Raw genomic sequence first — 24,572 nt, 5'->3', positions numbered from 1 at the left:
GAAAGTTATCGAACCAGACCTTCGGCGATCCTTCGAGAACCACCGTTTTGTCCGCGACTTGATCCATGCTCGCTCCATTTGCGCTGCTGCAAGAATGAATGACCTGTTTCGCCGCCACACAACATCGTCCGTACCCGAGCACGTGCAGCTATTTTCGCGCCACGTGCGCGCAGCGAGAACAAAGAACTCACACTCTGGGCTCCTTTGAGACATTCGCCGCGTCTCGCATAAGTGTCAGGTTTTGAGTTCTCGGAGGGACCCCCCACATCCGCCTCACAGAAATCCCACAACACGCATAGAGTATCCACTTTTGGTTAGTTCGCTTCGCGCGAGCTCAAAGCGGCTCTTGCGTCTTTGCTTATCCAGACGACGGGTTGCAAACAATGTAGGAACAGAGCCGAGACAGCCAGCTAAATTTGACCGTACGTTTTTCTCATTGACCGATCGTCACATCACAAGCCAAGCCACCTATGCTGTTTATGTTCGGTTAATATTGTTTACGGAATAAAAACAAATGAATTCTCTGGTCGCGCGACCGTTCGATTGCCACCTTTTAACTTGACGGTTTGGAAGGTCGCTAGGTGAGGATGACGCATTAAACGAACCATCGCATCAGATCAGAAGATGCTGGCCGCAAGCCAGTTGACCCGGCCGCCTCATCCGGGCCGTTTGGGTGTAGAATCCGCTCCTGTTTCTTTCTCGCGATTAGGTTGCGGTCATCCGCGTTCGCCACGTGGCAGATCGGCAGAAACAGGCAGCTTCGCTGTCTGATCTGCAATTCAGCCCTCATTTTCCAAAAGGGAAGCCAGATCAAACGAAATTCTCTGCGGGAATATTAAAATGGGAAACTTGAGGCAGTTTAAGACGCGAAGGCCAAAATTAATTGATGTCCAACGTTGGGGGCGCCTTCTGACGTCGAACGTTCACCCCATTTCTGGTCCAACTATGACGGTTGGGTCAGGTTCGTGTGACGTTCAACAGTTTGTCGGGCGACACATAGTTTTGCCATTCATCGACATCTAAGCCTTTGATTTTAAATTCCCCTAGAATAGCACGACGCACGAGTCTTGCCATTTGCGACTCAAAAGTCTTCTATCAAGCTTAAGCCATCGCACAGCGGCAATTGCCCTTCTGTATAACAGCTACGGGCAAAAGCCGTATGCACAGGCGGATCGCACACCCTAAATTGCTTTAGGTGGCAACGTGCGAAACATCCCTATCTGGCGAATAGATGTCGAGAATATTCCAATGCCCGGTTGTTGGTGTCGGGTTGTTGATCATTGGCACATCCAGCACGGTTGGCTTGCCACTGGAGATTGCCGCTTCCAGTGCGGGCAACAGCTCGTCGGCAGCGCTGAGTCTGTGCCCTTCCGCGCCGTAGGCTCGCGCTATGTCGGCATAGCCCGGTCCGTTTGCGGGAGCTGAAGCTGATCCGGGGAACGTGGTTCCATAGGTCAGACCGTAGTGCGCTTTTTGAAGGCCGGCGATCGTTCCGAAGGCGTTGTTGTTCATAACCAGCCAGATGATGCCCAGATCAAGCTCGACGGCCGTCGCGAGCATCGACGGGTTTTGACCAAACCCGCCATCGCCGACCAGACTGATCACCGCGCGATCTGGCGCTGCCAGCTTCGCACCGATCGCTCCTGGAGGACCAAAACCCATCGTAGCGAACCCGCCCGGGGTCAGTATTGAACCGGGGGTCAGGATATCGAATTGCTGTCCGACACCGTTCTTGTTCCACCCAACGTCCGTGGTGATGATGACATCCTCGGGCAGTGCCTTGCGCGTATCGGCCAGAATACGTTCGGGCATCATTGGAAAGGCTGATGAGGTCGCCATGTCCACGTTGCGCGCTTTGAATTCTGTCCGAAAATCCATGATCTTCTGTTCCAGCGCGGGGCGTTTGAAACCGTCGGGATATATCTCGCGAGCAACGCGGGTCAGAACGCGCAGCGCGGCTTTGGCATCCGCAACGACGCCGATCTCGGTCGGATAGTTCCGCCCGATCTCCTGCGGTTCGATGTCGATATGAATAACCTTGGAGCCGGGAATGTTGAACGTATAGCCGGGATACCAGCTGGAACAATCAGCCTCCTTGAAACGGGTCCCAACAGCAAAAATGTAGTCGGCATTCAGGCAGGTCTGATTAACCAGCTCGGTGCCCCAAAAACCAGTCATGCCCAGCACAAGCGGATGGTCGTCCCGCAACGCACCTTTACCCATCAGGGAATGCGCGACTGGCAGGCCCATATGTTCAACGAATTCGCGCAACTCTTCGCTGGCTTGCGCCAGCAGGATACCACCGCCGACATAGGCGACCGGGTTTTCGGCCTGTGCCAGAGCCTCAACGATTTCACGCGCGGTTTCATCGTCTATAGACGGTTTCTTGAGCGCGCGGGTGTTGTCGCGGATACGATCAAAGCTGTCCGATGGGATCACCTCTGAAAAAATGTCCATGGGCACATTGACTAGAACCGGTCCGGGTTGGCCGCTTTCTGCCAGATGGAATGCCTTTTCCAATATCTCGGCCATCAGGTCGGCGCGATCCACCCGCCAAGCACGTTTGACGAAGGGGCGATAAATCTCCCACTGGGCCGCGTCTGCGTGCAGGTTCACTTCCTGATGCGGGTGTTTGCCGTAGTAGTGCGTGGGAATGTCGCCCGCGATCACCACCATGGGAATACAATCCAGTGCCGCATTGGCGACCCCGGTGGCGCAGTTTGTCAAACCTGGGGAGAGATGAGACAAGACCACCGAGGCCTTGCCCGTCACGCGGGCATATGCATCCGCCGCGTGGCTGGCGATTTGTTCGTGTCGTACTGTAACAAAATCGATAGGACTTTCAGCCAGCGCAGCCAGAACCGCGATGTTCGTGTGCCCGCACAGGCCAAATACATGCTTGACCTCACGACGTTCGAGAAAGTCTGCGATGTGTTCAGCGACTGTTTTGCCGTCCAGTTTTGCCCCATCCATCACGCGACCTCCTGCCCGTAGAATTCACCGAACAAATCCGGCTCCGAGGGGCGATCCTCGGGGATCGGACGGCTGACCCAGGTGTAGTTCATCATGTGTTTCATGGTGACGTTTTCATTGGTGATGTTACCGCCCCAGATGCCGCAGCCCAAGCTGCTGGTCATGGGCATGCCATTGGTCCAGGCGCCTGCATTGGCCTTGGACTGTGGCTGTCGAACCATCATGCGGCTGACCGGAGCCAGACGCGCCAGCCGGTCGATGTGGTCGTCATTGTGGCTGTAGATGCCGCAGGAATGGCCCTTGCCCCCCGTGTTGTAGATCAGGCTGACCGTTTCCAGCGCGTCATCGAACGTGTCGTAGTGATAAAGCGCCATCAATGTGGTCAGTTTTTCCTTGGAGAACTTGTGCTGCGGTCCGATTTGTCCCTGGTTTCTAACCATCAAAAACTTGCGATCTTCGGGGATGCTAAAACCGGCGACCTTGGCCGTTTGCTGCGGCGGACAGGCAATGGTCGGGAACGTACGGTTTCCCTTCTCGTCCCACATGGCCGCTTCGAGCATGGCCTTCTCTTCATCCGAACAGAGGTATCCGCCTTCGGCTTGAAGCGCCTTGACCATATCGTCATAAACTGAGCGCTGGATGATGATGTTGCCGTCGGCGGAGCAGCCCGATCCAAAGTCGGAGGTCTTTGAAATGCGAGTGTTCTGCGCGGCGATATCCAGATCGGCTGTCTCATCGATGACAATGGATGAATTGCCCGCGCCGACACCATAGGCTGGACGTCCTGAACTGTACGCCGCTTTGACCATGGGTTTTCCGCCCGTCGCCAAAGTCAGGTCACAAATCTCCATGAGGTACTGCGTCAATGGGATCGACGGTTTGCGGATCGACTGGAATAAGTCCTCGGGGGCACCGGCGGCACGGCAAGCCGCGCGCATGACCTCGACCATCTCAAAGGTGGTGTGGGCGGTTCGCGGGTGCGGGCTGAAGATCACCGCATTCCGTGCGTTGGCGGCGGACACGCCGGTCACCGGTGGCGTCATCGCTGGATTGGTCATTGGGATCAGAGACGCTATCACACCAGCAGGTTTGGCATATTTCACCAAGCCCTTTTTCTCATCCACCTCGACGATACCGGTCGAGGGTGTGCGCAAGACATCTCGCAGCACCATGTGAATCTTGAAGCGCTTCGCAGGACGTCCTTCGCGATCTCCGATACCGCTTTCGTCCACGCCTTGCTGGGCCAGACGCGTGAAAGTTTTCTCGTTCCCCGCATACCACGCGATGGCCTGAGATAGTCGGTCCAGCCTGTCCTGATCCCAATCCTCGATTTCGGCCATGGCAGCGCGGGCGCGCACCAGCATATCGGCCGCCATGTTGCGGTCGTTTTCAGTGAGCTCTTTGCCCATGATGATCCTCTTGGTGTTTTAGAATTGCAGCATCGGGCATACGGCGCTGTGACCGCGCCTCGCCGAATGTTCGCTTGGCGTGGCTGAGACAGCGACGCGCGTGTTCTTCATATCCCAACTCGGCAACGCGGCTTTGGTTGGGTAATTCAATGGAGTAGTCGACTGGCGGCATCCGTTCGATGATGCCCGTGAAATCAATCCAGCCTTCGCCGGGATAGAGCCGCGCATCGCGGGCCAGTTGGATCATGCCCTCTCGCGTATCGGCGATGCCGGGCAGGCAATCAGAGATATGCAGGAAGTGAAACAGGTCTGAGGGGACGTGTAGCAACTCTCCCAAATCCACGCGGCTGAGATGCAGATAAAGCGTATCGACCAGAATACCGCCGTTGGGCTGATCGGAGGCACGCACGATATCAAGCGCCTCATCCAGCGTGCGCAAGCGGGAGAAGCTTGGAAACTCAAGGTCCACTGTTAGCCCATACGGAGCCGCCAGTTCGCAGGTCTCGGAATAGACGTCGATCAGAAAGTCACGATCATCGCGGGTGTTGGTCCACGCGCTCATGATCATGCGTTTGGCGCCCAGTTCCCCACCGATCTCAAGAGAAGGTTCAAAACTGCGCGGATCGACATCTTCTGTGATGCGCGCCAGTTCGACATCAAGGACTTTCAAACCGGTTGCAAAGAGCGCAGTTTTGGTGGCATGCACCTGTGCCTTGTCGATTGGAGATTGAGTGAATTCACCGGGCACATGCATCGGAATGAATCGGGGACTGACGGCATCGTAACCGGCCCGCGCGGCGATATAGACCAACTCGGGCGGCGTGCAGCCAATCAGCGTCAGATGCGCCAAGGAATAGAGAGAGGGGCTTGTGCCAGCCTCTTCAGGTTTCACCATAAACGACAACTCCACGTGTCTGCGAATCTAAAATTCATCACACGTAGTAAAAAATATCTGATATTTTTTAAAATATCAACTTTTAATACTAAGCAGGAAATGAAAGCGCCCGGGCAACTGCCCGGGCGTGTTTTACTTTCGTGTTGGCAAAGCCTTAGAGAGTTACCCAATCACCTCCGGACTGGTGAGAGCGCACGGAGGCATCAATGAATCGGACACCGTCTGCGCCTTGATTGACACTGGGATAGGTCAGCCAATCGGCCGGAATCGCGACGCCATCCCGGCTCGCGGCCACTGCCATTGCGAACTCAGTATAAAGATTAGCCCAGGCTTCAATAATCCCTTCGGGGAAGCCGCGCGCGGTTCGGATCAAACGTTCCGCGCCGGGACCGATACCATGCCCGTGACCTCGGCTGATGATACGATCCGGCTCACCAAACCGATTGAACTTCAGCTGTTCCGAATTCTCCAAATCCCATGCGAGACCTCCTTCGCTCCCGAATATTCGCAACCGCAACCCGCCCCGATTTCCGGGAGCAAGGCGCGTTGCCACCAGGGTTCCCGGAACCTCGTTTTGATAGCGGGTGAACATGAACACCGTGTCTTCCAACGGCTTTGGCGCGCCGCAGATATGGAACTCGGCCCGCAGATCGGTCATGGGCAGGCCCGAGACAAAACTGGCAAGATGCGCGGCATGTGTGCCGATATCGCCAACACAACTGGTCGGACCTGAAATCTTTGGGTCCAGCCGCCATTTGACATGAGGCGCATCGGCCACATCTTCGGGCGTCATCCAGTCTTGCATAAACTCAACATGTATTTGGTTGATTTTTCCGATGCTTCCATCGGCCACGATTTGCTTGGCTTGCCGGATCACTGGAAAGCACGACATCGCATATCCGACGGCAAAGACCTGTCCCGTGCGCGCGGCGATCTCCTCAAGCCCCTCGGCCTCGTCGACTTCGTTGGTCAGGGGCTTGTCGCACAGTACGTCAATGCCCGCCTCAAGAAACGCTTTGGCCGCTTCGAAATGAACGTGGTTCGGGGTCGTGATCATCACGGCATCCACGCCATCCGACCGCTCCGCTTCGGCCTTTGCCATCTCGCCGAATGACGCATAGCACCTGTCTGCTGGCAGGAACCACTCGGCCCCGCGCACCTTGCTGCGCGCAGCGTCAGAACTGAGCGCTCCTGCGACGACCTCCCACCGGTCGGTCATCCGAGCGGCCATTGCTTGCGTGACCGAGATACGCCCACCACCAACAACGCCTAGCCGCAAACGGCGAGACAGGCGGGGGAAAGGACCGTCAAAGTTCAGGTCTTCGGGTAAAAGTCTCTCAGCCATTCTGAACCTCCATGTCCGGGACCCGCGCGCCTTCCGGCAGTATTTCGACAGCCATGAAGATGCTGGGCGTGATCGTCTCGTATTGATGCCAAGGATAGTTGCCTTCAGCGTCATACATCGGCTTGTGCGTCGCGCCCGGAGCCATGAATTCTTCGAGGTAAAGGGTTTCAACGTCCTGTTCGCGGCATTGCTGCATTTTGCCAATGCCTACGATTTGCGTATGCACTTCGCGAAACCCCGGCACCGGGCAGAACGGATGATCCTTGTGCAATCCGACATTCAGCGGAACCGAACCCGAGTGGTACATGGTCAGTCCAACGTTGCCCACGAAGTCCTTTGGCGACATGTAGTGGCTGACGCCGCGCAGACGCTCCTCTTGGCGGACATCAAAAGCAGATGGCCACGTATCTTTCACCCATGCGAATAACTCGTTTTCATCGGCATGGACGTCGAAACCGTGGACAATGACTGCACGTTCCACGCCGCCAAGCACGCTGTCTTGCACGATCACGGAGGAAAGCGGTGCAACAGTCTGATCCTCGACAGAGAGATTTCGCCCCCCAAGGTTAAGGGCGATGGCGCGACCCTCGATAGAAATTCTGCGTTCGTCAGTTATGTGCTGGACGCGAAAGAATGGCTCAGCAAAGTCTAGTGTCTCAATCGGCATGAAACAGCACCTTCCTCTCATCATACAGGAAATCGACCGGCAAAGGCTCCGGAGCCGCGCAACGGCTTTCTATCGTCTGATAGGCGCCAAATTTCGGCGCCCGTTCGATCGCGTCCATGACCTCGAAAACGTGGTAGGCAAGCGCTCCACTTGCACGGGGTTGGCGTCCTTCTTGGGCCGCCAATGCGAGGTCCAGCAGGCCGAGCCCGCGACTGTCTTCATTGAACCCGTGTTTGTTTTCGACCACCTGCCAGTCTTCACGACCGGTTGGACGAGGCTGATGAGACCAGCGCGAGGTCTCCCGCGTTTTCAGCCATACATCCCCTTGAAAGATGTTGGCACCATGAACCGGGTCAGGATCAGGGATGCTGATGGTGCCGTTTTCACCGTAGACTTCGAACCGCGGAGTTTCACTGTCCCAGACGTCGAAACTCATGGTCATCGACCCGATGGCGCCGGATGAGAATTGCAGCATGCTTAGGGAGTGCGTGTCGACCTCGACATCCATCCATTCACCATTGCGCGGGCCGTTTTCGATCATCCGCTTGTCAAAGGTCCGCCGCGCCATCCCGGCGACCCGGTCAACGGGACCAAGGCAGCAGATCATAGCGGTCAGGTAGTACGGCCCAAGGTCCAGCAATGGCCCACCACCCGCCTGATAGTAGAAATCCGGGTTGGGATGATGGCGTTCTGTTCCGTGGGTCCCGACATGGGCAAAAACCCCTGTCGGTTTGCCAATGGCACCTTCATCAATCAAGCGCCGAACGGTCTGCCAGCGACCGCCCAGAAATGTGTCGGGCGCACAACCGACCAGTAGCCCCTTTTCAGAGGCCATGTGCAGAATCGCTTTACCATCCGTTCGATCCATAACCAGCGGCTTCTCGGAATAGACATGCTTGCCCGCCTCCAACGCACGCAGGCTGATTTCGGCATGCGCCGCCGGAATTGTCAGGTTCAGAACGCAGTCAATCGTCGGATCGTCAAACACCTCATCTGGCGTGTAGGCCTGGGCGACACCGTATTGATCCGCTTTGGCGCGGCTTTCCGAAGGATCAAGGCTTGCACAAGCCACGACCTCGACGCTCGAAAATTTGGATAGTGTCTTTAGATAAACATCACTGATACGACCACAGCCAATAAGGCCGACCCGGAAGGATTTCGATGTCTCACGTGTCATCATTCCTGTCTTCGTAGAGAGGTAAGTAATTCGGGGGCATCGGCCCTTTGTTCCGCCCCCCCTGGTTCATCTGCTCCCAAGCGTGGGCAAGTATTCCAACCGAGCGGGACAGGCAAAACAGCCCTCGCGACAAAGGTGCAGGAAAGCCAAGTTCGCAGAAGATCACGGCCGTCGCGCCGTCGATATTCATGGCAATTGGCCGACCGCCGCGTTGACGACCCAGTTCGGCTTGAACCTTTTCTCCGATATCGGCAAACCGGCCAGAAACTGTGCCTTCTGCCGCCGCATCTCGAACAAGTTGCATCAATCGTGGTGCGCGTGGGTCGACGGGCTTGTGAAACCTGTGACCAAAGCCCGATACGATTTTGCCGTAGATCTCCCGCCAGCTGTCCAGGCCATCCCGAACAGCGTCGTTCAGCGAAGCTCCCGCATCCATACGGGCCGCGATATCATAGTACAGCTCTGCGCATTGTTCTCCTGCCCCACCATGCACGTCGCCCAGCATGTTCACCGCAGTCGCCATCGCATTATTGAGACCTACCCCGCAAGTGGCGGCCATACGCGCAGCCGCGATTGAGGGAGCCTGCGGGCCGTGATCCACGCCTGCGACCAAAGCAGCTTCGAACAAGCGCGCTTGTGCGTCGCTGGGCAGATCACCCCGCACCATCAGCCAGATCATCTGCGGGAATGAAACGTTCCCGATCAGGTCCTCTATGGCGTTGCCACGAAAAGCGATCTGACCAGGCTTCATGTCGATGATGGAGGTACGCCACCAATGGCGAACAGCGCGCTCATCCATTGTCATGTTTTCATCCAGCACAGTCATTGAGTCTTCACCTCTTTGAGCGTCTGGGTTTTGCTTTGCGCGGCGAGGCGAATGGGCGCGTTACGCGCACCGTAACCGGCATAGCCCATGCGGCGTTCAACAATTTCGAAGAAGAAGCCGTTAAAGATGGGGCGGCTGTATATCTGAAAATACTCGGCACCTGCTGCCCGATCGTAGAGAATGTTGCCTCGGCGCAGTTGGGCGACCAAATCGTCACCCAATCCGAAAGTCGCTTGCAGATCAGCGTAGTAGTTTTCCGGGATGGACAGGCTGGGAAAGCCGGAGTTGAGCAATTGGTCTGAAGTTTCAAATATATCGTCAGACTCGAAGGCGATGTGCTGAACACCAGCCCCAAAGCCATCTTCAAGAAACGAAGCCGCCAGAGTTCGGCGACCAACTGCCCCGTTCAGGTTCAGGCGCACTTCGCCTTCGGGGCTTTCGATGCCCTGGCTTCGCACGACGCCGGACGGGTCGGCCACATTCACGATAGGCGACTTTGCCATCTCGAAAGTCGAGATGTAATACAGTAGCCAGCTTTGCATTTCATCGTGGCTCATCGTCTGTGCCAGATGGTCAATACGGCGCAAACCGGCGGGCTGGGTCGCTTTGGTTTTTGCTACCGGTTCAAATTCGATATCCCAAACCCGATGCAGATCAGATTTCTCATCAATGAAATGGACGACATTGCCGCCGACACCACGGATGGCCGGGATATCCAGCTCTCCCGTTCCCACTGGCTGCGAGAAATTCGGAGCGCCCAACGCGGTCGCCCGCTGAACCGTCTGATCCGCATCCCTGACACGCAACCCCATGTCACAAACGGAGGGACCGTGACCCAGGAACGCTGAATGGGCAAAACCTTCCTTTTCAGTATTCACAACGATGTTTATCGCGCCTTGCCGCCACAACTCGACAGACTTACTCACGTGCTTTCGCTCCATTCGAAAACACATTGCTGACAGCATATCTGCTAGCTGCGCGCCACTTATTTCATCAGCTGTAAATTCGACGAACTCAAAGCCTGACGCATAGACGCGCTCCGGCAGGTCCGGGATGCCAAAATCGGTTCCCGGTTCGGTCCGGGAAACCTCATCTAACAGGTTCACCAGCGACCTGTAGCTGTCGCGGGCCAGTGTTCGGCCACCGGGTTGAGGAGCTGCTTCGCTGACGCGTGCAATGGACCAAGGCCCCTTGTATCCGGCACGGGACAACACCCGTACGAAGCCCGCAAGGTTCAGCGACCCAAGCCCCGGCAGAAGCCCGAATTGCCGTTTGAGCCTGCGAATATCCATCTCAAGTCGCGGTGCATCGGACAGTTGCACATGAAACAGCCGCTCTCCAGGAATGTCCCTAAGGCGGGCTGGTTTGGACCCATCGGCGAGCGAGAAGAAGGAATTCAAGGCCAACCCCAAATGAGGGCTGTCGATTGCGTCGACGACGCGTAACGCCAGTTCATCCGAGTGAACAAGATCTGACCATGGCAAGCCCATATAGGCCAGACGCATCCCCATTTCTTTAGCGATCTGGGCCGCGTCGCCAAGATCTGCGATGACCTGTTCTTCGGTCACGGCGACATCGACCTCGAAGGCAGACCCGATAAGCAGTAATTCCGTTCCCAACTCGCTCATCAGGTCGAGTTTACGCTTCAGCCGATCAAAGGCGCGCTCCCGTCCGGCGTCGGCCTGGCCTTCAAGGTTATGGAAAGGTTGTAGCAGGCAAATCTTCAGGCCGAGATCTGATGCAATGTTCCGAATTTGCGATGGCGGCCCGTCAAAAGCGGTCAAATCCGGTTCGTGTAATTCGACACCTCCGAACCCCGCGTCGGCGATAGCACTCAGTTTTTCGGCCAGATCACCGGGGATCGACGTTGTCGAAACCGAGAGGCACATTATCCCTGATATCCAAACATACGCGGCAACCACAGGACCAGATCAGGCATCAGCATCATGATCACGAGGGCGAAGATGAGCACCGCCAGGAAGGCCCAAATCTCCGAGATGATTTCACGCAGCGGAATGTCCGTCACGGCGTTGATCACAAAGAGCAGAATTCCATAGGGCGGCGTAATCAGACCAATCATCGAGTTCACGACGACAAGCACTCCGAAATGCACCAGATCAATCCCAAGCGCTTCGCAAGTTGGAATGAACAGGGGCACAATCACAAGAATGATCGTTGTCGCGTCCAACACGCAACCCAGCGCGAGGATCAGCAGGTTTACGAGAATCAGGAATACAATCGGGCTAACATCCGAACCCTCCAGCAGTGCCGAGATCGACTGTGGAATCTGTTCCTGAATGACGATGAAGTTCAGAATGAACGCACCACCAATGACCACCCCGACGGCGGCGGAGGAGCGCGCGCTGTCGACGAACACTTGATAAAGGCCACGGAAGGTCAGCGCGCGGTAGAACAACGCTGCCAGTAGCAGAGCGTAGAATGCAGCCACGGCTGCAGCCTCGGTCGGAGTGGTGACGCCGCCATATATGCCGTAGAGCAGAATTGCGGGCATCAGCAGTGCCGGGAACGCGTTAGCGGTTTTAGCCGGCAACTCGCGCAGCGGAACAGGTTCTTCCAATGCAAAGTTCCGCTTGCCGGCCAGATAGTAGTTCATCGCCATCAGGACGATGCCCATGATCAGACCCGGCAGAATGCCAGCAAGGAACAGCGACCCGATAGACGCCTTTGAGACCAGCGCATACAGAACCATTGGGATCGAGGGCGGAATGATCGGGCCGATCGTCGCCGACGCTGCGGTGATTGCGGCAGCATAACCTCGGCCGTAGCGGCCATCCTTGGTCATCATCTCAATGATGATCTTGCCGATCCCCGCGGCATCCGCGACTGCCGAGCCGGACATGCCGGAGAAAATCAACGACGCTACCACGTTGACGTGCCCTAGGCCGCCCTTGAACCGCCCGACCGCAGCGACACAGAAGTTCAACAGACGGTCCGTGATCGACCCAGCGTTCATGATATTCGCGGCGACGATGAACAAAGGCACGGCAAGCAGGATCGTGCTTTTGTAAAAGCCTTGCAGGATCTTCTCACCCGCGAGGGCGACGTCCAGCCCGGCTGTGCCCAAGTACACTAATGAGGCCAAGAGGATGGAATAGCCGATAGGTGTCCCGATGCCTGCCAGAAGAAAGAGAGCGAGCAGGCAGGAAAGAAGTTCAAAACTCATTTCTTAACTTCCTCGTCCTCTTCGACGTCGACACGGGGATGGTCGTCAACCACGTTGTACCCAACAACCAGTTCCAACTCTGTCTTTGGGGGGCCATTGCGCATGACGTCGAAGAATAGCCACGCGTAGCGCGCTGCGACGACCAGCATGAATACCGCGTAAATCGAGAATACTGTGCGCAGCGGTATCTTCTCACCCGAGAACGGATTGCGCACAGTCGAGGTTTTGCGGATTTTCATCCAGTCGATGTAGTCCCACGTCGGCAGGAAACTGTAGAGCATCCCGACCACAATCGCCGCGGCCGCCAGCATCGCAAAGACCTGACGCACGCGCATCGGCACCGAAAGGTAGATGATGTCGAACTTCACATGATCCCGTTCGCGCACGATAAAGGCGCAGCTGAAGAAGATCACCCAGACCCAAAGAATGCCGATCAATTCCAGCGTCCAGCCAGCGGGGGTGAAGAAGTACCGTAGAAGAATTTGGAGAAGGAAGATCAGGAAGATTGCCGCCAGCATCCCGCCGGCAATCGCTTCGGTCAGTCGGGAGAACCCCTTCATAAAGGCTTTCATTATGGTTCCCCCTCCCTTGTCTTACTGGGCTCAGTTGCCCAGAGCGTTGATCTGGTCCAGAACGCCTTCGGGCCATGAGCCAGCGAACTCGCTGTCCAGATACATAGACTGTACCTGATCGCGGAACGCTGCCAGATCGGGTTCGTAGATCTCCATCCCCTGCTCTTTCAGGAAGCTGACAAGATCCTCTTCCTTCTGAAGCTGCTTCTGGCGACCGGAGTCAGCCGCTGCATCCGCAGCTTCCTGAACCTTGGCCTGTTGCTCGGGTGTCAATCCATCCCAAACTTCTTTGCCGATCGCGATATAGTTCAAGTCAACCAAGTGCGATGTCAGGATGATCTGATTGGTCACTTCGTAGAATTTGGCATCAACCACCGTCGGCAATGGGTTGTCCTGGCCGTCAACGGCACCGGTCGACAGAGCTGTGTAAACCTCTGAGAACGCCATTGGTGTCGGGGCGGCACCCAGCGCTTTGCCAAGGAACTGCCACGCATCTGTGCCCGGCATCCGCAGGTTCACACCCTCCAGATCAGCCGGAGTGCTGACGGTCAGTTCATCCTTGGGCTGGCGCAGGTTCACCTGACGACGGCCCAGATACATGACCGACAGCAGTTTGACGCCCAGTTCTTCTTCGGCCTTTTGCTTGAAGGCATCCATCAAGGGATCGTTGAAGACAGCCACCTGATGCGCGGCGTCCTGGTGGACATAGCCTGCTGTAAAGATCGAAAACTCGGGGAAGAACTGTGCCAGTTCCTGCGCCGAGGTGATCGACATTTCCAGATTGCCACGGCTAATGGCGTCCAGCTCGGTGCCTTGCGCGAAGATGGTGCCGTTATAGCTGGGCTCATAATTTGCGAAGTCAGCGACCATGGGCGCAAAAACCTCGGCCATGGCGACCGAGCGCTGGTCGGTCTCCGATCCTGATGTTGCAAGGCGAAGTTGCACTTTGTCGTCCGCAAGCGCACCACTTGTTGCGCTGAACAGAACACCGGTTGCGACTAGGGCTGATACAGCAGCCCGGCGTGTAAGTTTGAAAGTCACTTTATTCCTCCCTGAGACATCATTGATGCTTCTTTTTGACGATTCCAAGTTTTGACCTATTTTGGACTTTTTGCAAGATTTTTTAAAAAATATCAGATATTTTTTATTACCTGCAGTCTCTGTTGCTGCGATTCCTGAAGGGGTCTTATCCTCACAGTCTCGCCAGTTCTGCAAGAATTCTGAATAGCTTCAATAACTTGAAGCGTTCTGAAACCTTCCCATCCAGACACAATCGGCACAGCTTCGTGCCGAGCTACTTCAACAAAGTGCCTAAGCTGATTGACCAGAGGGTCAGACGCACCCTTCTTCAGCGCGGTCGATGAAATAGGTGTCCACCAGTCCCTTTGCACACTCTGGTAACTCCACAATCGAAGATCGGGAACGGACAACGAACCATGAGAGCCACCGATCATGTAGCTACTCTCAGTGGTTGAAGGATAGATTGGATATTCTTGAGACGTCATCTCCCAGCTCCATGGAGCAACGATGCTGTCGGAAACACTTATGGTCCCTATCGCTCCGCTTTCGAACGTCAACAGAGCACCGGCAACATCTTCGTTGTCGTAACCCCGCTGCGATGCAGCCGACTGAGCCTGAACGGTCACGACTTCTCCGGCCAGGTATCGCAGAAGATCGACGTCGTGGACCAGATTGACTGAGATAGGCCCCGCACCGGGTTTCTTTCTCCAGGGCGCAGCATCAAAATACTCGTCTGGCTTATAGAACCAGCAATTCGCATGGACAGCGCGCACATCTCCAATCTTCCCGTCGACAATGGCTTCCTTAGCCGACCGGATCAGAGGATTGTGTCGACGATGATGTCCGACCATCAGTGGCACATTGGCCTTCTCCGCTGCTTGAACAAGCTCAAGCGCAGCAGTGGCTTCCACCGCGATCGGTTTTTCGACGAGAACGGGACAACCATGTCGAATACACGTGAGGCCTTGTTCAACATGAAGCGTGGTCGGGGTCGCAAGAACAGCTCCATCCGGCGTCTGATTTGCAAACATTTCCTCGAGGGTCTCGTAACATGCGACCCCGTGCTCAACGGCGTAAGCACGACCTTCATCGCTGGGGTCGACCACCGCAACAAGATCAACATGGCGCAACGCTCGTATAGCGTCTGCGTGGCGTCGTCCAACAAGGCCAATGCCGACAATGGCAATGCGAAAGTTCTTAGACACTTTGCTTCCTTCCGGAGGGTCCGGAAAATCCCGAAACCGATGATTGCGATCGGGCTGCTTTGCCCAACTTTGCCACGACCGTATTGGGGTTTTTGTGATTCCGCAATAATGTATGATATTTTTATTTTTACCATACATCAGTTTGGATTGCTGATGTCTCTGAAAAATGCTAATTGAACGAGGAAACTGATAATATCGGGTGAAACGCATGGCGAAACAGCCATCTACGATAGGTGCAAGCACCTATCAGCGCATCAAGCGGGACATCATCTTTGGCGAGCTGCAGCCCGGCTCCAAACTGAAGCTGGACGCCTTGAAGGAACGCTACTCAGCAAGCCTTTCGACACTTCGCGAAACGCTGAACAGGCTTGCCAGCGACGGATTTGTCGAAGCTCCCGAGCAACGGGGTTTCCTGGTCACACCAGTGTCACACGAAGACCTGACCGAGATTTCAGAGCTGCGGGTCCTGTTGGAATGCCACGCTTTGGAGTTATCCATTGCGAATGGCGACACGGACTGGGAAGGCAACCTTGTTGCCGCACACCACAAACTGCACCTGATGGAACAGCAGCTTCTCAAGGGCGACGAGTCCGAGAAAGAAACCTGGAAACGATATGATTGGGAGTTTCACCAAGCGATGATCGCTGCCTGCAACTCCAAGAACCTTTTGTCTCTGCACTCAATCATCTATGACAAGTATCTGCGGTATCAGATGCTCGTGCTGACCTATCGCGGCGAAGAGGCCGTAAGGGAGCACAAGGGCATGTTCGATGCCGCATTGGCCAGAGACGCGGGCACCGCAATCAAGCTGTTGGAAGATCACATCCGAAACGGTCTCTCACATACGCTTGAGGCTATGTAGCTCGCTGTTGTTGCTGCCTATCACCATCACCTGGGTCAGCGACACGGGGCCTGATAGGCAAGTTTAATTTCTGTGCTTACCAGATGAATTTCGTAAGTTCATTATTCAACATCCTAACCCCGCTGCATCAGGCAGCCGCACGAGCAGGGATAAAAACGCCAAGCTTCTGCAACCAAGGGCTGCTCTGCACAGCCGCAACAAACCGGGAGCATCGCTGAAGGGGGTGTTATGCGAAGCGATCTCTGGTTGAGTGGTCAACTCCCCTGCGTACCAGACGAACCAGCGATTCAAGCGTCAGCTCTGGTTTGGAGTCCGAACCTGTCGCACTGACCCGCGATAAAGAGCCCAGAGCTGCCGTTGATCACACCTTAGTTTTTCGCTCGCGCAGCAGTCGCGAACGGCGCAAAGCCGACATTTGCTTCATTAAACAACGCTGCAATGCGACTTCCGCAAAGCGGTCATTGAGGCCTGGTCGCACTCATCAGCTCGCGAAGCAGTTTCTTATGCGTCACTCCCGTCATCTGACTCACGTTGAAGCGCATAAACGAATTCTTGGACTGGGTCGGGCTGAAGACATTTCCAGGGGCAAGCACAACGCCTTGTTTGAGAGCCTCCCGTGCCAGCATGGCCGCCTCGCTTCCGTCTGGCAGCTCACACCATAGGTAAAATCCGCCCTTGGGATTCACAAAGGGCTTGATGTCCAAGGTGCCCAACTCATCAATAGAACGCGCGCGGGCGCGATCCAGTTTGGCCCTCAGCGCGCCCATATGTTTGCGGTAGCTTCCATCGGTGAGGGCTGCGTGCAGCAATTCTGTTACCATCGGGCTCGGCCCACCAAAGCTGATTGCGACCTGAAGGTCGGTAAGGGCGGCAATCCAGCTAGGCCGGGCAGCTATGTATCCGCATCGTAGCGACGCCGAAAGCGTCTTGGAGAAGCTGCCAATCGTAAGAACACGGTCCAGCCCATCCAACGCGGCTAGACGCGGAGACAGGTCCGGCTCGAACTCGGCAAAGATAACGTCTTCCACGATAAGCAGATCATGGGCCTCAGCCAGAGATAACACGCGATGCGCGGTCGCTGCTGAGAGCGTCGCGCCAGTTGGATTGTGCAATGCCGAGTTGGTCAGATAGAGCCGGGGGCGCTCTTTGCGCAGGACGCTTTCGAACATCGTGAGATGGGGACCATTGGGCGTGTAGGGCACACTAACAAGGGCGACCTGATGCGCGCGCAAGAGGGCTTGAAAATTGAAATAGCAGGGATCATCCACCAGAACTGTATCTCCCGGCTTGAGCAGCAATCTGCAGATCAAATCCAGCGCTTGAGACCCAGAATTTGTAAGCAAAAGGGCGTTTGGATCGACGTCTATGTTTTGATCGCCCAACATGCGTGCCACGTGTTGGCGCAGGCCCGCATGCCCCTTTGCATTGCTGTAATCGGTCAACACATTGCTGTTGCCCCGCGCCACATTGCGCATGGCCCGACGCAGAGAGTCCAGCGGCATCCAATCCGACGGCATCCAGCCGCATCCGGGCTTCTCCTTGCTATCTTCTGCATCAATTGATTGCCGAGCGACCCAAAGCGGATCAATCTCTCGCTCAAGCTGTGGCCCGGTTTGCGACACGACAAAGGGCTGAACGCGGTCGGAAACAAAGAAACCAGAACCTCGTCGGGCAAAGATAACGCCCTCAGCGGCCAAGACGTCGTAGGCCTCAACAACGGTCGAGGGCGAGACACCCAATCTACGTGCGAGCAACCGGACAGACGGCAGCTTGGTGCCTGCGCTATATGCACGAGACCGTATCCTGCGTGTGATATAGTCTATCACGAGGGTGCGACGGGTCGCTTTGGCCATGGTACTATCAATCTGTTTGGGTTCATCTATAAATACAGTTCGAACGAATTGTACTGTTCTGTATCTGCATTTACCACAGCGCTTCCACTACAAAATCCAAAAAGGATTGTGTGGCGATGACGTCTTCATTTTCGGGTTGGGGCAGTGGATTGATCGGTGTGCTGATCTTCAGTGGGTCCTTGCCCGCAACACGAGTGGCCGTAAGTGGGTTTGACCCTCTTTTTCTGACCTCAGCTCGTGCCGTGCTGGCGACTGCTCTGGCACTGTGTTTGCTGGTCTTATTCGAAGAGCTGAAACCGTCGCGGTCGGATCTGGGATCACTCATAGCAGTGGCATTGGGCGTCGTGATCGGTTTTCCTCTGCTGACAGCCTTGGCCCTTCAGAACATCACGGCTGCGCATTCAATCGTCTTCATCGGGCTTTTGCCCTTGAGCACCGCTGCATTTGGCGCGTTGCGCGGCGGTGAACGTCCGGCCGGAATGTTCTGGGTGTTTTCCGTCTTGGGGAGTGCGGCCGTCGTTGGTTTTGCCCTCACGCAAAGTGCGGAGGTTTCCCTGATCGGTGACCTGTTCATGCTGGCGGCAATCCTCGCCTGCGGATTGGGTTACGCCGAAGGGGCGCTGCTCTCGCGTCGATTGGGTGGCTGGCAGGTGATTTCCTGGGCGCTTGTCTTGTCATCACCATTCATGGCCATTCTCGCAATCTTCACATGGCCTGACACATTTGCCGATTTGAGCATGCCTGTCTGGCTCAGCTTGGGATACGTCTCCATTTTTTCGATGCTGGTTGGATTTGTGTTTTGGTATCGCGGTCTGGCTCGCGGGGGCACAGCAGGTGTTGGGCAGCTACAACTGCTTCAGCCGTTTTTCGGCTTGATCCTTGCAGCAGCCCTACTAGCGGAACCGGTCGCGCCTTCGATGATCGGGGTAACGGTTTTCGTCGTGATTTGCGTGGCCGGTGCGAAGCACTTCGCGTAACGGCCCTAAGCTGTCATTCGAGTATTTTGTTCGATCAATCTCTCGTCTCGTGCGCAAAGCTTGATTGGACGATCGCATAGAGCTCCTCTCATGCTTAAACCGCTTTGTCGCTGATCAGGCGCATCCCAAGGTGGGCCGGCGGCGTTCCGACGGCGCATCCTCCACGCGCGGGATCGCGGACCAGATAAGACATCGCTGCCAAATGCTCGCCTCCGACGAAGAATGCCGGACAGCGATCGGGAGGGGTGCCACCGTCCATCCCGTCGTAGCACTCCATCGTCCATTCCCACACGCTGCCGTCGAGATCGACGACGCCTTCGGGGGAAGCAGAAAAGCTGCCTTGAGGCTTGAGCGCTCGTGGGGCCAGGCCTTCAATGAGATAGCTGGATGCCCAGGTTAACGATGGGTCCGTAAAGATCGGATCGGGTTTCTCGGGAAGAACAGCGGCGGCCAAAGAATTCCATTCTTCAGCAGTGGGCAGTCGGAAGGTGTGACGACTCCTGTTATTGATCCAGGTGACATATTGCTGAACGTCCACATAGCTCAGCCCGGTTGCCGGTGTTGTAGAGGGGTCTTGGCCAGGTCGTGCACGCAAGGTCAGTTCACAGGCACGCTCATCCGCGCATCTGTTCCATTCGGTTACGGTGACTTCATACTTTTGCACGTAGACCGAACGCCCGTCCGGCAAAATGACGGCCCGCTCGGCCATCGCGGGCAAATAAGCTGGATCCGGGCCGCGCTGCGTGAGCGCGACCCAGGCGATGCTTGCCGCCGCAAGACCCAAGATGGCGAAACGAAGGGACGTCTTTCCAAGTCTTGTCTCTGAGTTTGCGGCGGCCGACATCAGTCCTGCTCCTCTCTTAGGTTTCGAAACTGCGCGGTGCGACGACCTGCTCCATCAGCGCATTGTCCCACTGACCATCGACCACCACGTGAGCGGTCGCACCAAGCATCACACCTTCGATCAGGTTGTGGTTCACGTAGGCATAAACACCCGGTTGCTCGAAGGTGTACATCGCCGCAACAGCGCTGCCGCCCCGCACGAACCACGTTTCCATGTCCTGAAGAGGCGCGTCGGTGAACGAGCTTTCCCAGACATAGTTGCCATGCCCGCCGATCAGGTGCGGGCGCGAGTCCCGGTTCGCCTGATTGTGGACCATCAGCACAGTCTCACCAACCTTGGCTTTGATCGCGCCTTCACCGGTCAGAGCACCGACGGCACCGTTGAACACCGAATGAGTCGGGATCAGGCCTCGCATTACTTCAAGGCTGTCGGCATAGTCGTCGCCTGCAGCCTCGTAGCTGCGATAGTCGCCGTTTTCGTCCTTGGGCAGGTAATAGTCCTGCTCACCGAAATAGGCGATGCTGTCATAGCGCAGCGGGTTGCCATCCTTGTCCTTCAGGCCCTCGCGCGGCAGCACCATGATGGCACCGTTCATGCCATGCGTGACGTGATACGGGATCATGTCGCCGCCCGGAGCACAGTGGTACGTGAAGCAACCAGGCTTAGTTGCCTTCCAACGCAGTACGCATTCCTCGCCGGGATAGACATGGGTTAGGCCACCGCCGCCCAGGGCACCAGTCGACGCGTGGAAGTCGATGTTGTGCTCCATCATGCTGGAAGTCGGGTTGCGCAGCGTCAACTCCACCATGTCGCCCTCATGGACGATGATCAGCGGACCCGGGACAGACCCGTTATAGGTCAGCGCCCAGATCTCGGCACCATTGTCTTCGTCAACGACCATGAGCCGCTCTTCGGTTTCCATGGTGATCTCAACGATCTTCGGACCGCCAGTCGCGATCTGCTCGTGTGCAGGTGCGAAAGGTGGGGGTACGAGTTCCTGCTTCACCCGGGTGTAGCCCGACAAATCAGCAGGTTTGGCATCTGTTGCGGCCTCTTCTTTGCCCGCCACCCGATAGATGTTGTTTGAGACTGTGTTTATGCCTTGCAGTTTGGGTGTCCGCGATGCAGCCATTGCACCGGCCCCCGTCATTGCAGCGGCACCGGCGAGTACGCTGCCGCGCAAGACGTTGCGGCGGCTGGTTTTCATGAGGCCGGGGTTGATGAACTTGGTCATAATATCCTCCTTGAGGTCGGATGGGTGCAGCGGGTAAGCATTTCGCTGCCGTATCGGGGATCAGAAATTTTCAAGTTGGGCTGTGAAACGCTCCTTCGCTTTTTTGGGAACGCGACCTTCCAGAAAATCTTCGGGAACCTCGACGTCACCCACCACTATGGTCATCACCATGCCCATCGCGTAGTGGGGTTTACAGATCACGCCATAGACACCTTCGGTATCCAGCGTGACTTCGATTTCCTCGTTGATCTTGCCCTTGAAGGGCTCGGCACCATCTGGAAGCATGCCCTTGGCTGTTTCGGCGTTGTGGCCCTTGTCCGATGCAATGAATTTGATCGTGTCGCCCGGAGCAGCCTGGATGAACGTGGGTTCGAACACCATGCGCTCGCCATCACTGCCTTTGTTGAGCATTTGCACCTCGAAGGTTTCCGCGAAGGCGGCACCAGCCAGCAGGGTGGCCAATGCAACGCCGGTTGTAAGCGTGCGGATCATCGAATTGTCCTTTCCTGAATGATCTCTTGGGCCTGACTCTATCGATTTCCGCGATCTGCAATTTGCGCTGGAGCAAGGTTTGCTGCGTTTTCGGGAAACACTGACCGTTACGATCTGGTTTTGCGGCTGTGATTGTGCCAAATCAGGTAAGCCATGATGGATGCAGCCAAGAAAGTACTGCCGCGGCTTGATGAAAGCCTGCTGACGCATTTGCCACCATTCTCAAAGCTGGATCGTCGGCAAATCCGCACGATTCTGGATCAGGCTAGTTCACGCCGTTATGAAGTGGGCGCGCATATCTTTGAAGAAGAAGACCCGGCCGATCGTTTCTTCATGTTGCTGGATGGTTATGTCCGAGTGGTGCGGGTTACGCAGACCGGTGAACAGGTCACCGCATTGCATATCCCTGCAGGTCAACTTCTGGGAATTGCAAAGGCTATCGGGCGCGAGACTTATCCGGCCACGGCAGTCACGGCGACGGAGTCCATCGCGCTGAGCTGGCCCACCAGACTGTGGGATACTTTCGTCACCGAATATGACGGCTTCGCGACTGAAACCTACAAAACGGTTGGCCACCGTGTCGGAGAAATGAACACCCGTATTGTGGAGCTTGCGACGCAACAGGTGGAACAGCGCGTAGCCAACGCGCTCTTGCGTCTGATCAATCAGACCGGTCGCAAGGTGGAGGATGGGATTGAGATTGACTTCCCCATCACCCGACAGGATCTCTCGGAACTTACAGCGACCACCCTGCATACGGTCAGCCGATTGCTGAGCGGATGGGAAAAGCAGGGGTTCATTGAAAGCAAACGCAAGCGCATCAAAGTGTGCGATCCCCATGCGCTGGTCGAACTCGGCCAGGGCTAGCCGTCCGGTCCGGCACAGTTGGAGACTGCGCTCTTCAGCTCTTCCAAAAAATCCGTTTCATCCAGATCGTATTCCAGACAGGCGTCTGAGATGGTGTGAAACGGGTTCACAAGGCATCCGACACATAACATTCCATGCTTTAGGAAAACACGAATTGTTTGCGGCCATTGCGTCATAAGATCCGCAAGCGTCAGGTCAGGATCGTTAATGTTCGGGCAAGGCATTGGGGTTCCTCTCGCCCTCGACTTTAGGCTTGGAACAGTTCCAAACGTTGCGCTGGCGCAAACAGTGCCTTCTTCGCTCGGGCTAGCAATAGGCATCCCGATCTGAAGGAGGCCGACGCATGGCTGAATTTTTAACCAAATCGCGGGCGCGAAACATCTTCTACGGGGGCTCGATCTTTTTCGTCGTGATCTTCGTGGCGATGACCGTCCACAGCCACCGTTACGTGGTTAATACGTCAACCGCAGGCATGGAACTCAGCGAAGAGGTCGTGCTGGGCAAACATGTCTGGGAACGCCATTCCTGCATCAACTGCCATAGCCTGCATGGTGAAGGCGCTTATTTTGCCCCCGAGCTGGGCAATGTGATGACCCGCTGGGACGTCATGGATTCGCCCGAGGACGCCTATGAAATCCTCGATGGCTGGATGAAGGCGCAGCCCTCGGGCGTCGAGGGCCGCCGCCAGATGCCCTATTTCGATCTGACCGAAGAAGAGATGCGCGGCCTTGCCGAGTTCCTGCGCTGGGCCGATCAGACCGACACACAGGGCTGGCCGCCCAATGACGCTGGCTAAGCGGCACGAAGGAGAAATCACATGAAATACCAATCTCAAAAAGTGGCGTATTACTATTTTCTGGCTGCAATAGCCCTGTTTGGCATTCAGGTGCTGGGCGGGCTTCTGGCTGGCTGGGTCTATGTATCGCCGAACTTCCTGTCCGAACTTCTGCCGTTCAACATCATCCGCATGATCCACACCAATGCGCTGATCGTCTGGCTGCTGCTGGGCTTTTTCGGGGCTGCGTATTTCCTCATCCCCGAGGAATCCGAGCGCGAGATCTACTCGGTCAAACTGGCCTATCTGCAACTCATCATCCTTCTGGTGGGGACGCTGGGTGCGGTCGGCTCATATTTGGTCGGCATCCATGGCGGGCGTGAGTTTCTGGAACAGCCCCTGTGGGTCAAGTTCGGCATCCTCGTCGCGGCGCTGATCTTTCTGTTCAACGTCTCAATGACCGTTCTGGCGGGCAAGAAGACAGCGATCACCAACGTGCTGCTGATGGGCCTGTGGCTGCTGTCGCTGCTCTGGATCTTTGCCTTCATCAATCCCGATAACCTTAGCCTCGACAAAATGTACTGGTGGTTCGTCGTGCACCTGTGGGTCGAAGCGACCTGGGAACTAGTAATGGCCGCCATCCTCGCCTTCCTGCTTCTCAAGTTGACAGGCGTGGACCGTGAAGTGGTGGAAAAATGGCTCTATGTCATCGTCGCCACTGCGCTGTTTTCCGGCATTCTCGGCACTGGGCACCATTTCTACTGGATCGGTCTGCCGGGCTACTGGCAGTGGGTCGGCTCGATCTTCTCCACCTTCGAGGTGATCCCCTTCTTCCTGATGATGAGCTTTGCGTTTGTCATGGTCTGGAAGGGCCGCAAGAACCACCCCAACAAGGCTGCGCTTCTGTGGTCGCTCGGGTCGTCCACCGTGGCCTTCTTTGGTGCCGGTGTCTGGGGCTTCCTGCACACACTGCACGGGGTCAACTTCTACAGCCACGGCACGCAGATCACCGCAGCCCATGGCCACCTTGCTTTTTATGGCGCCTATGTGGCGCTGAACCTGGCGGTCTTCACCTATGCGATGCCGATGCTGCGGGGCCGCGCACCCTACAATCAGGTGCTGAACATGGCCTCGTTCTGGCTGATGACCGGCGGTATGGCATTCATGACCTTCGTGCTGACCTTCGCGGGCACCATCCAGACCCATATGCAGAGAGTGGTCGGTGACTATTACATGGATGTACAGGACGCTCTGTCGGTCTTCTATCTGATGCGGTTCGGCGCGGGTGCCGCCGTGGTGATCGGAGCGCTGCTGTTCATCTACTCGATGCTGGTCGTGCGCAAGCAAGAGATCATCACGTCCGGCTCGGCCAGCTCGGTTCCCGGAGAGTAAGCC

The 24,572-nt window shown here is 56.2% G+C and carries 22 protein-coding genes; 5 read left to right on the top strand and 17 right to left on the bottom strand.

Annotation, left to right across the window (positions count from 1 at the left end):
- Positions 1-1,191 precede the first annotated feature (1,191 nt).
- From ABLN87_RS13660 to ABLN87_RS13605, 12 genes are all read right to left on the bottom strand, one after another.
- On the bottom strand, positions 1,192-2,973 hold the full coding sequence (locus ABLN87_RS13660; RefSeq protein WP_353011047.1) for a thiamine pyrophosphate-binding protein: 1,782 nt from the start codon (positions 2,971-2,973) through the stop codon (positions 1,192-1,194).
- Positions 2,973-4,382, bottom strand: a complete 1,410-nt coding sequence (locus ABLN87_RS13655; RefSeq protein ID WP_353011045.1) for an aldehyde dehydrogenase family protein — start codon at positions 4,380-4,382, stop codon at positions 2,973-2,975. Before ABLN87_RS13655 ends, ABLN87_RS13660 begins: the two co-directional genes overlap by 1 nt.
- On the bottom strand, positions 4,363-5,277 hold the full coding sequence (locus ABLN87_RS13650; RefSeq protein ID WP_353011044.1) for a sugar phosphate isomerase/epimerase family protein: 915 nt from the start codon (positions 5,275-5,277) through the stop codon (positions 4,363-4,365). The genes ABLN87_RS13655 and ABLN87_RS13650 overlap by 20 nt, the downstream gene beginning before the upstream one ends.
- Before the next feature lie 154 nt (positions 5,278-5,431).
- Complete coding sequence (locus ABLN87_RS13645; RefSeq protein WP_353011042.1) at positions 5,432-6,622, bottom strand: Gfo/Idh/MocA family protein; 1,191 nt, start codon at positions 6,620-6,622, stop codon at positions 5,432-5,434.
- On the bottom strand, positions 6,615-7,289 hold the full coding sequence (locus ABLN87_RS13640; RefSeq protein ID WP_353011041.1) for a hypothetical protein: 675 nt from the start codon (positions 7,287-7,289) through the stop codon (positions 6,615-6,617). The genes ABLN87_RS13645 and ABLN87_RS13640 overlap by 8 nt, the downstream gene beginning before the upstream one ends.
- The gene (locus ABLN87_RS13635; RefSeq protein WP_353011039.1) at positions 7,279-8,466 is read right to left on the bottom strand and encodes a Gfo/Idh/MocA family protein; all 1,188 of its coding nucleotides are present in this window, start codon (positions 8,464-8,466) and stop codon (positions 7,279-7,281) included. The genes ABLN87_RS13640 and ABLN87_RS13635 overlap by 11 nt, the downstream gene beginning before the upstream one ends.
- Positions 8,456-9,292 carry a citryl-CoA lyase gene (locus tag ABLN87_RS13630; protein WP_353011037.1) on the bottom strand — a complete coding sequence of 279 codons (837 nt, stop codon included), beginning with the start codon at positions 9,290-9,292 and terminating at the stop codon, positions 8,456-8,458. The genes ABLN87_RS13635 and ABLN87_RS13630 overlap by 11 nt, the downstream gene beginning before the upstream one ends.
- Positions 9,289-11,181, bottom strand: a complete 1,893-nt coding sequence (locus ABLN87_RS13625) for a bifunctional sugar phosphate isomerase/epimerase/4-hydroxyphenylpyruvate dioxygenase family protein (RefSeq protein ID WP_353011035.1) — start codon at positions 11,179-11,181, stop codon at positions 9,289-9,291. Before ABLN87_RS13625 ends, ABLN87_RS13630 begins: the two co-directional genes overlap by 4 nt.
- Positions 11,181-12,476, bottom strand: a complete 1,296-nt coding sequence (locus tag ABLN87_RS13620; protein WP_353011033.1) for a TRAP transporter large permease — start codon at positions 12,474-12,476, stop codon at positions 11,181-11,183. Before ABLN87_RS13620 ends, ABLN87_RS13625 begins: the two co-directional genes overlap by 1 nt.
- Complete coding sequence (locus ABLN87_RS13615; protein ID WP_170429693.1) at positions 12,473-13,048, bottom strand: TRAP transporter small permease; 576 nt, start codon at positions 13,046-13,048, stop codon at positions 12,473-12,475. Before ABLN87_RS13615 ends, ABLN87_RS13620 begins: the two co-directional genes overlap by 4 nt.
- Positions 13,049-13,078: 30 nt before the next feature.
- Entirely contained in the window at positions 13,079-14,089 is a 1,011-nt protein-coding gene (gene dctP, locus ABLN87_RS13610; RefSeq protein WP_353011031.1) for a TRAP transporter substrate-binding protein DctP, read from the bottom strand.
- A gap of 92 nt (positions 14,090-14,181) precedes the next feature.
- Positions 14,182-15,483, bottom strand: a complete 1,302-nt coding sequence (locus tag ABLN87_RS13605; protein ID WP_353011029.1) for a Gfo/Idh/MocA family protein — start codon at positions 15,481-15,483, stop codon at positions 14,182-14,184.
- On the opposite strand from ABLN87_RS13605, the gene ABLN87_RS13600 reads away from it, so the two are divergent.
- Entirely contained in the window at positions 15,482-16,135 is a 654-nt protein-coding gene (locus ABLN87_RS13600) for a GntR family transcriptional regulator (protein WP_353011027.1), read from the top strand. The two genes, ABLN87_RS13605 and ABLN87_RS13600, sit on opposite strands and share 2 nt — an antisense overlap.
- A gap of 458 nt (positions 16,136-16,593) precedes the next feature.
- On the opposite strand, the gene ABLN87_RS13595 is transcribed toward ABLN87_RS13600, so the two are convergent.
- A complete protein-coding gene (locus tag ABLN87_RS13595; protein WP_353011025.1) occupies positions 16,594-17,988 on the bottom strand; it encodes a PLP-dependent aminotransferase family protein in 1,395 nt (464 codons plus the stop codon).
- A gap of 116 nt (positions 17,989-18,104) precedes the next feature.
- Between ABLN87_RS13595 and ABLN87_RS13590 the strand changes: the two genes are divergently transcribed.
- The gene (locus tag ABLN87_RS13590) at positions 18,105-18,965 is read left to right on the top strand and encodes a DMT family transporter (RefSeq protein ID WP_353011023.1); all 861 of its coding nucleotides are present in this window, start codon (positions 18,105-18,107) and stop codon (positions 18,963-18,965) included.
- 94 nt (positions 18,966-19,059) lie between these two features.
- Here the strand turns inward: ABLN87_RS13590 and ABLN87_RS13585 are convergent, their stop codons facing one another.
- The 3 genes from ABLN87_RS13585 to ABLN87_RS13575 are packed head-to-tail and all read right to left on the bottom strand — an operon-like array spanning position 19,060 to position 21,535.
- A complete protein-coding gene (locus tag ABLN87_RS13585) occupies positions 19,060-19,809 on the bottom strand; it encodes a formylglycine-generating enzyme family protein (RefSeq protein ID WP_353011021.1) in 750 nt (249 codons plus the stop codon).
- A gap of 16 nt (positions 19,810-19,825) precedes the next feature.
- On the bottom strand, positions 19,826-21,043 hold the full coding sequence (gene nirK / locus ABLN87_RS13580; RefSeq protein WP_353011019.1) for a copper-containing nitrite reductase: 1,218 nt from the start codon (positions 21,041-21,043) through the stop codon (positions 19,826-19,828).
- Between the two features lie 60 nt (positions 21,044-21,103).
- Positions 21,104-21,535 carry a pseudoazurin gene (locus ABLN87_RS13575; protein WP_353011017.1) on the bottom strand — a complete coding sequence of 144 codons (432 nt, stop codon included), beginning with the start codon at positions 21,533-21,535 and terminating at the stop codon, positions 21,104-21,106.
- A gap of 153 nt (positions 21,536-21,688) precedes the next feature.
- Between ABLN87_RS13575 and ABLN87_RS13570 the strand changes: the two genes are divergently transcribed.
- Positions 21,689-22,402, top strand: a complete 714-nt coding sequence (locus tag ABLN87_RS13570; RefSeq protein WP_353011015.1) for a Crp/Fnr family transcriptional regulator — start codon at positions 21,689-21,691, stop codon at positions 22,400-22,402.
- Here the strand turns inward: ABLN87_RS13570 and ABLN87_RS13565 are convergent.
- Positions 22,399-22,626 carry a DUF1858 domain-containing protein gene (locus tag ABLN87_RS13565; RefSeq protein WP_353011014.1) on the bottom strand — a complete coding sequence of 76 codons (228 nt, stop codon included), beginning with the start codon at positions 22,624-22,626 and terminating at the stop codon, positions 22,399-22,401. The two genes, ABLN87_RS13570 and ABLN87_RS13565, sit on opposite strands and share 4 nt — an antisense overlap.
- A gap of 119 nt (positions 22,627-22,745) precedes the next feature.
- Between ABLN87_RS13565 and ABLN87_RS13560 the strand changes: the two genes are divergently transcribed.
- Both ABLN87_RS13560 and ABLN87_RS13555 read left to right on the top strand, forming a co-directional pair.
- On the top strand, positions 22,746-23,198 hold the full coding sequence (locus tag ABLN87_RS13560) for a c-type cytochrome (protein WP_353011012.1): 453 nt from the start codon (positions 22,746-22,748) through the stop codon (positions 23,196-23,198).
- A 21-nt stretch (positions 23,199-23,219) separates the two neighbouring features.
- Positions 23,220-24,569: a cbb3-type cytochrome c oxidase subunit I gene (locus ABLN87_RS13555; RefSeq protein WP_353011011.1), complete on the top strand. Its 1,350-nt coding sequence runs from the start codon at positions 23,220-23,222 to the stop codon at positions 24,567-24,569.
- Positions 24,570-24,572 lie beyond the last annotated feature (3 nt).

The sequence above is a fragment of the Ruegeria sp. SCP10 genome, assembly GCF_040329495.1.
Taxonomy (GTDB): domain Bacteria; phylum Pseudomonadota; class Alphaproteobacteria; order Rhodobacterales; family Rhodobacteraceae; genus Ruegeria.
Note: the sequence above shows the minus strand (reverse complement) of the source record. Positions and strands in the feature narration are given on the sequence as shown.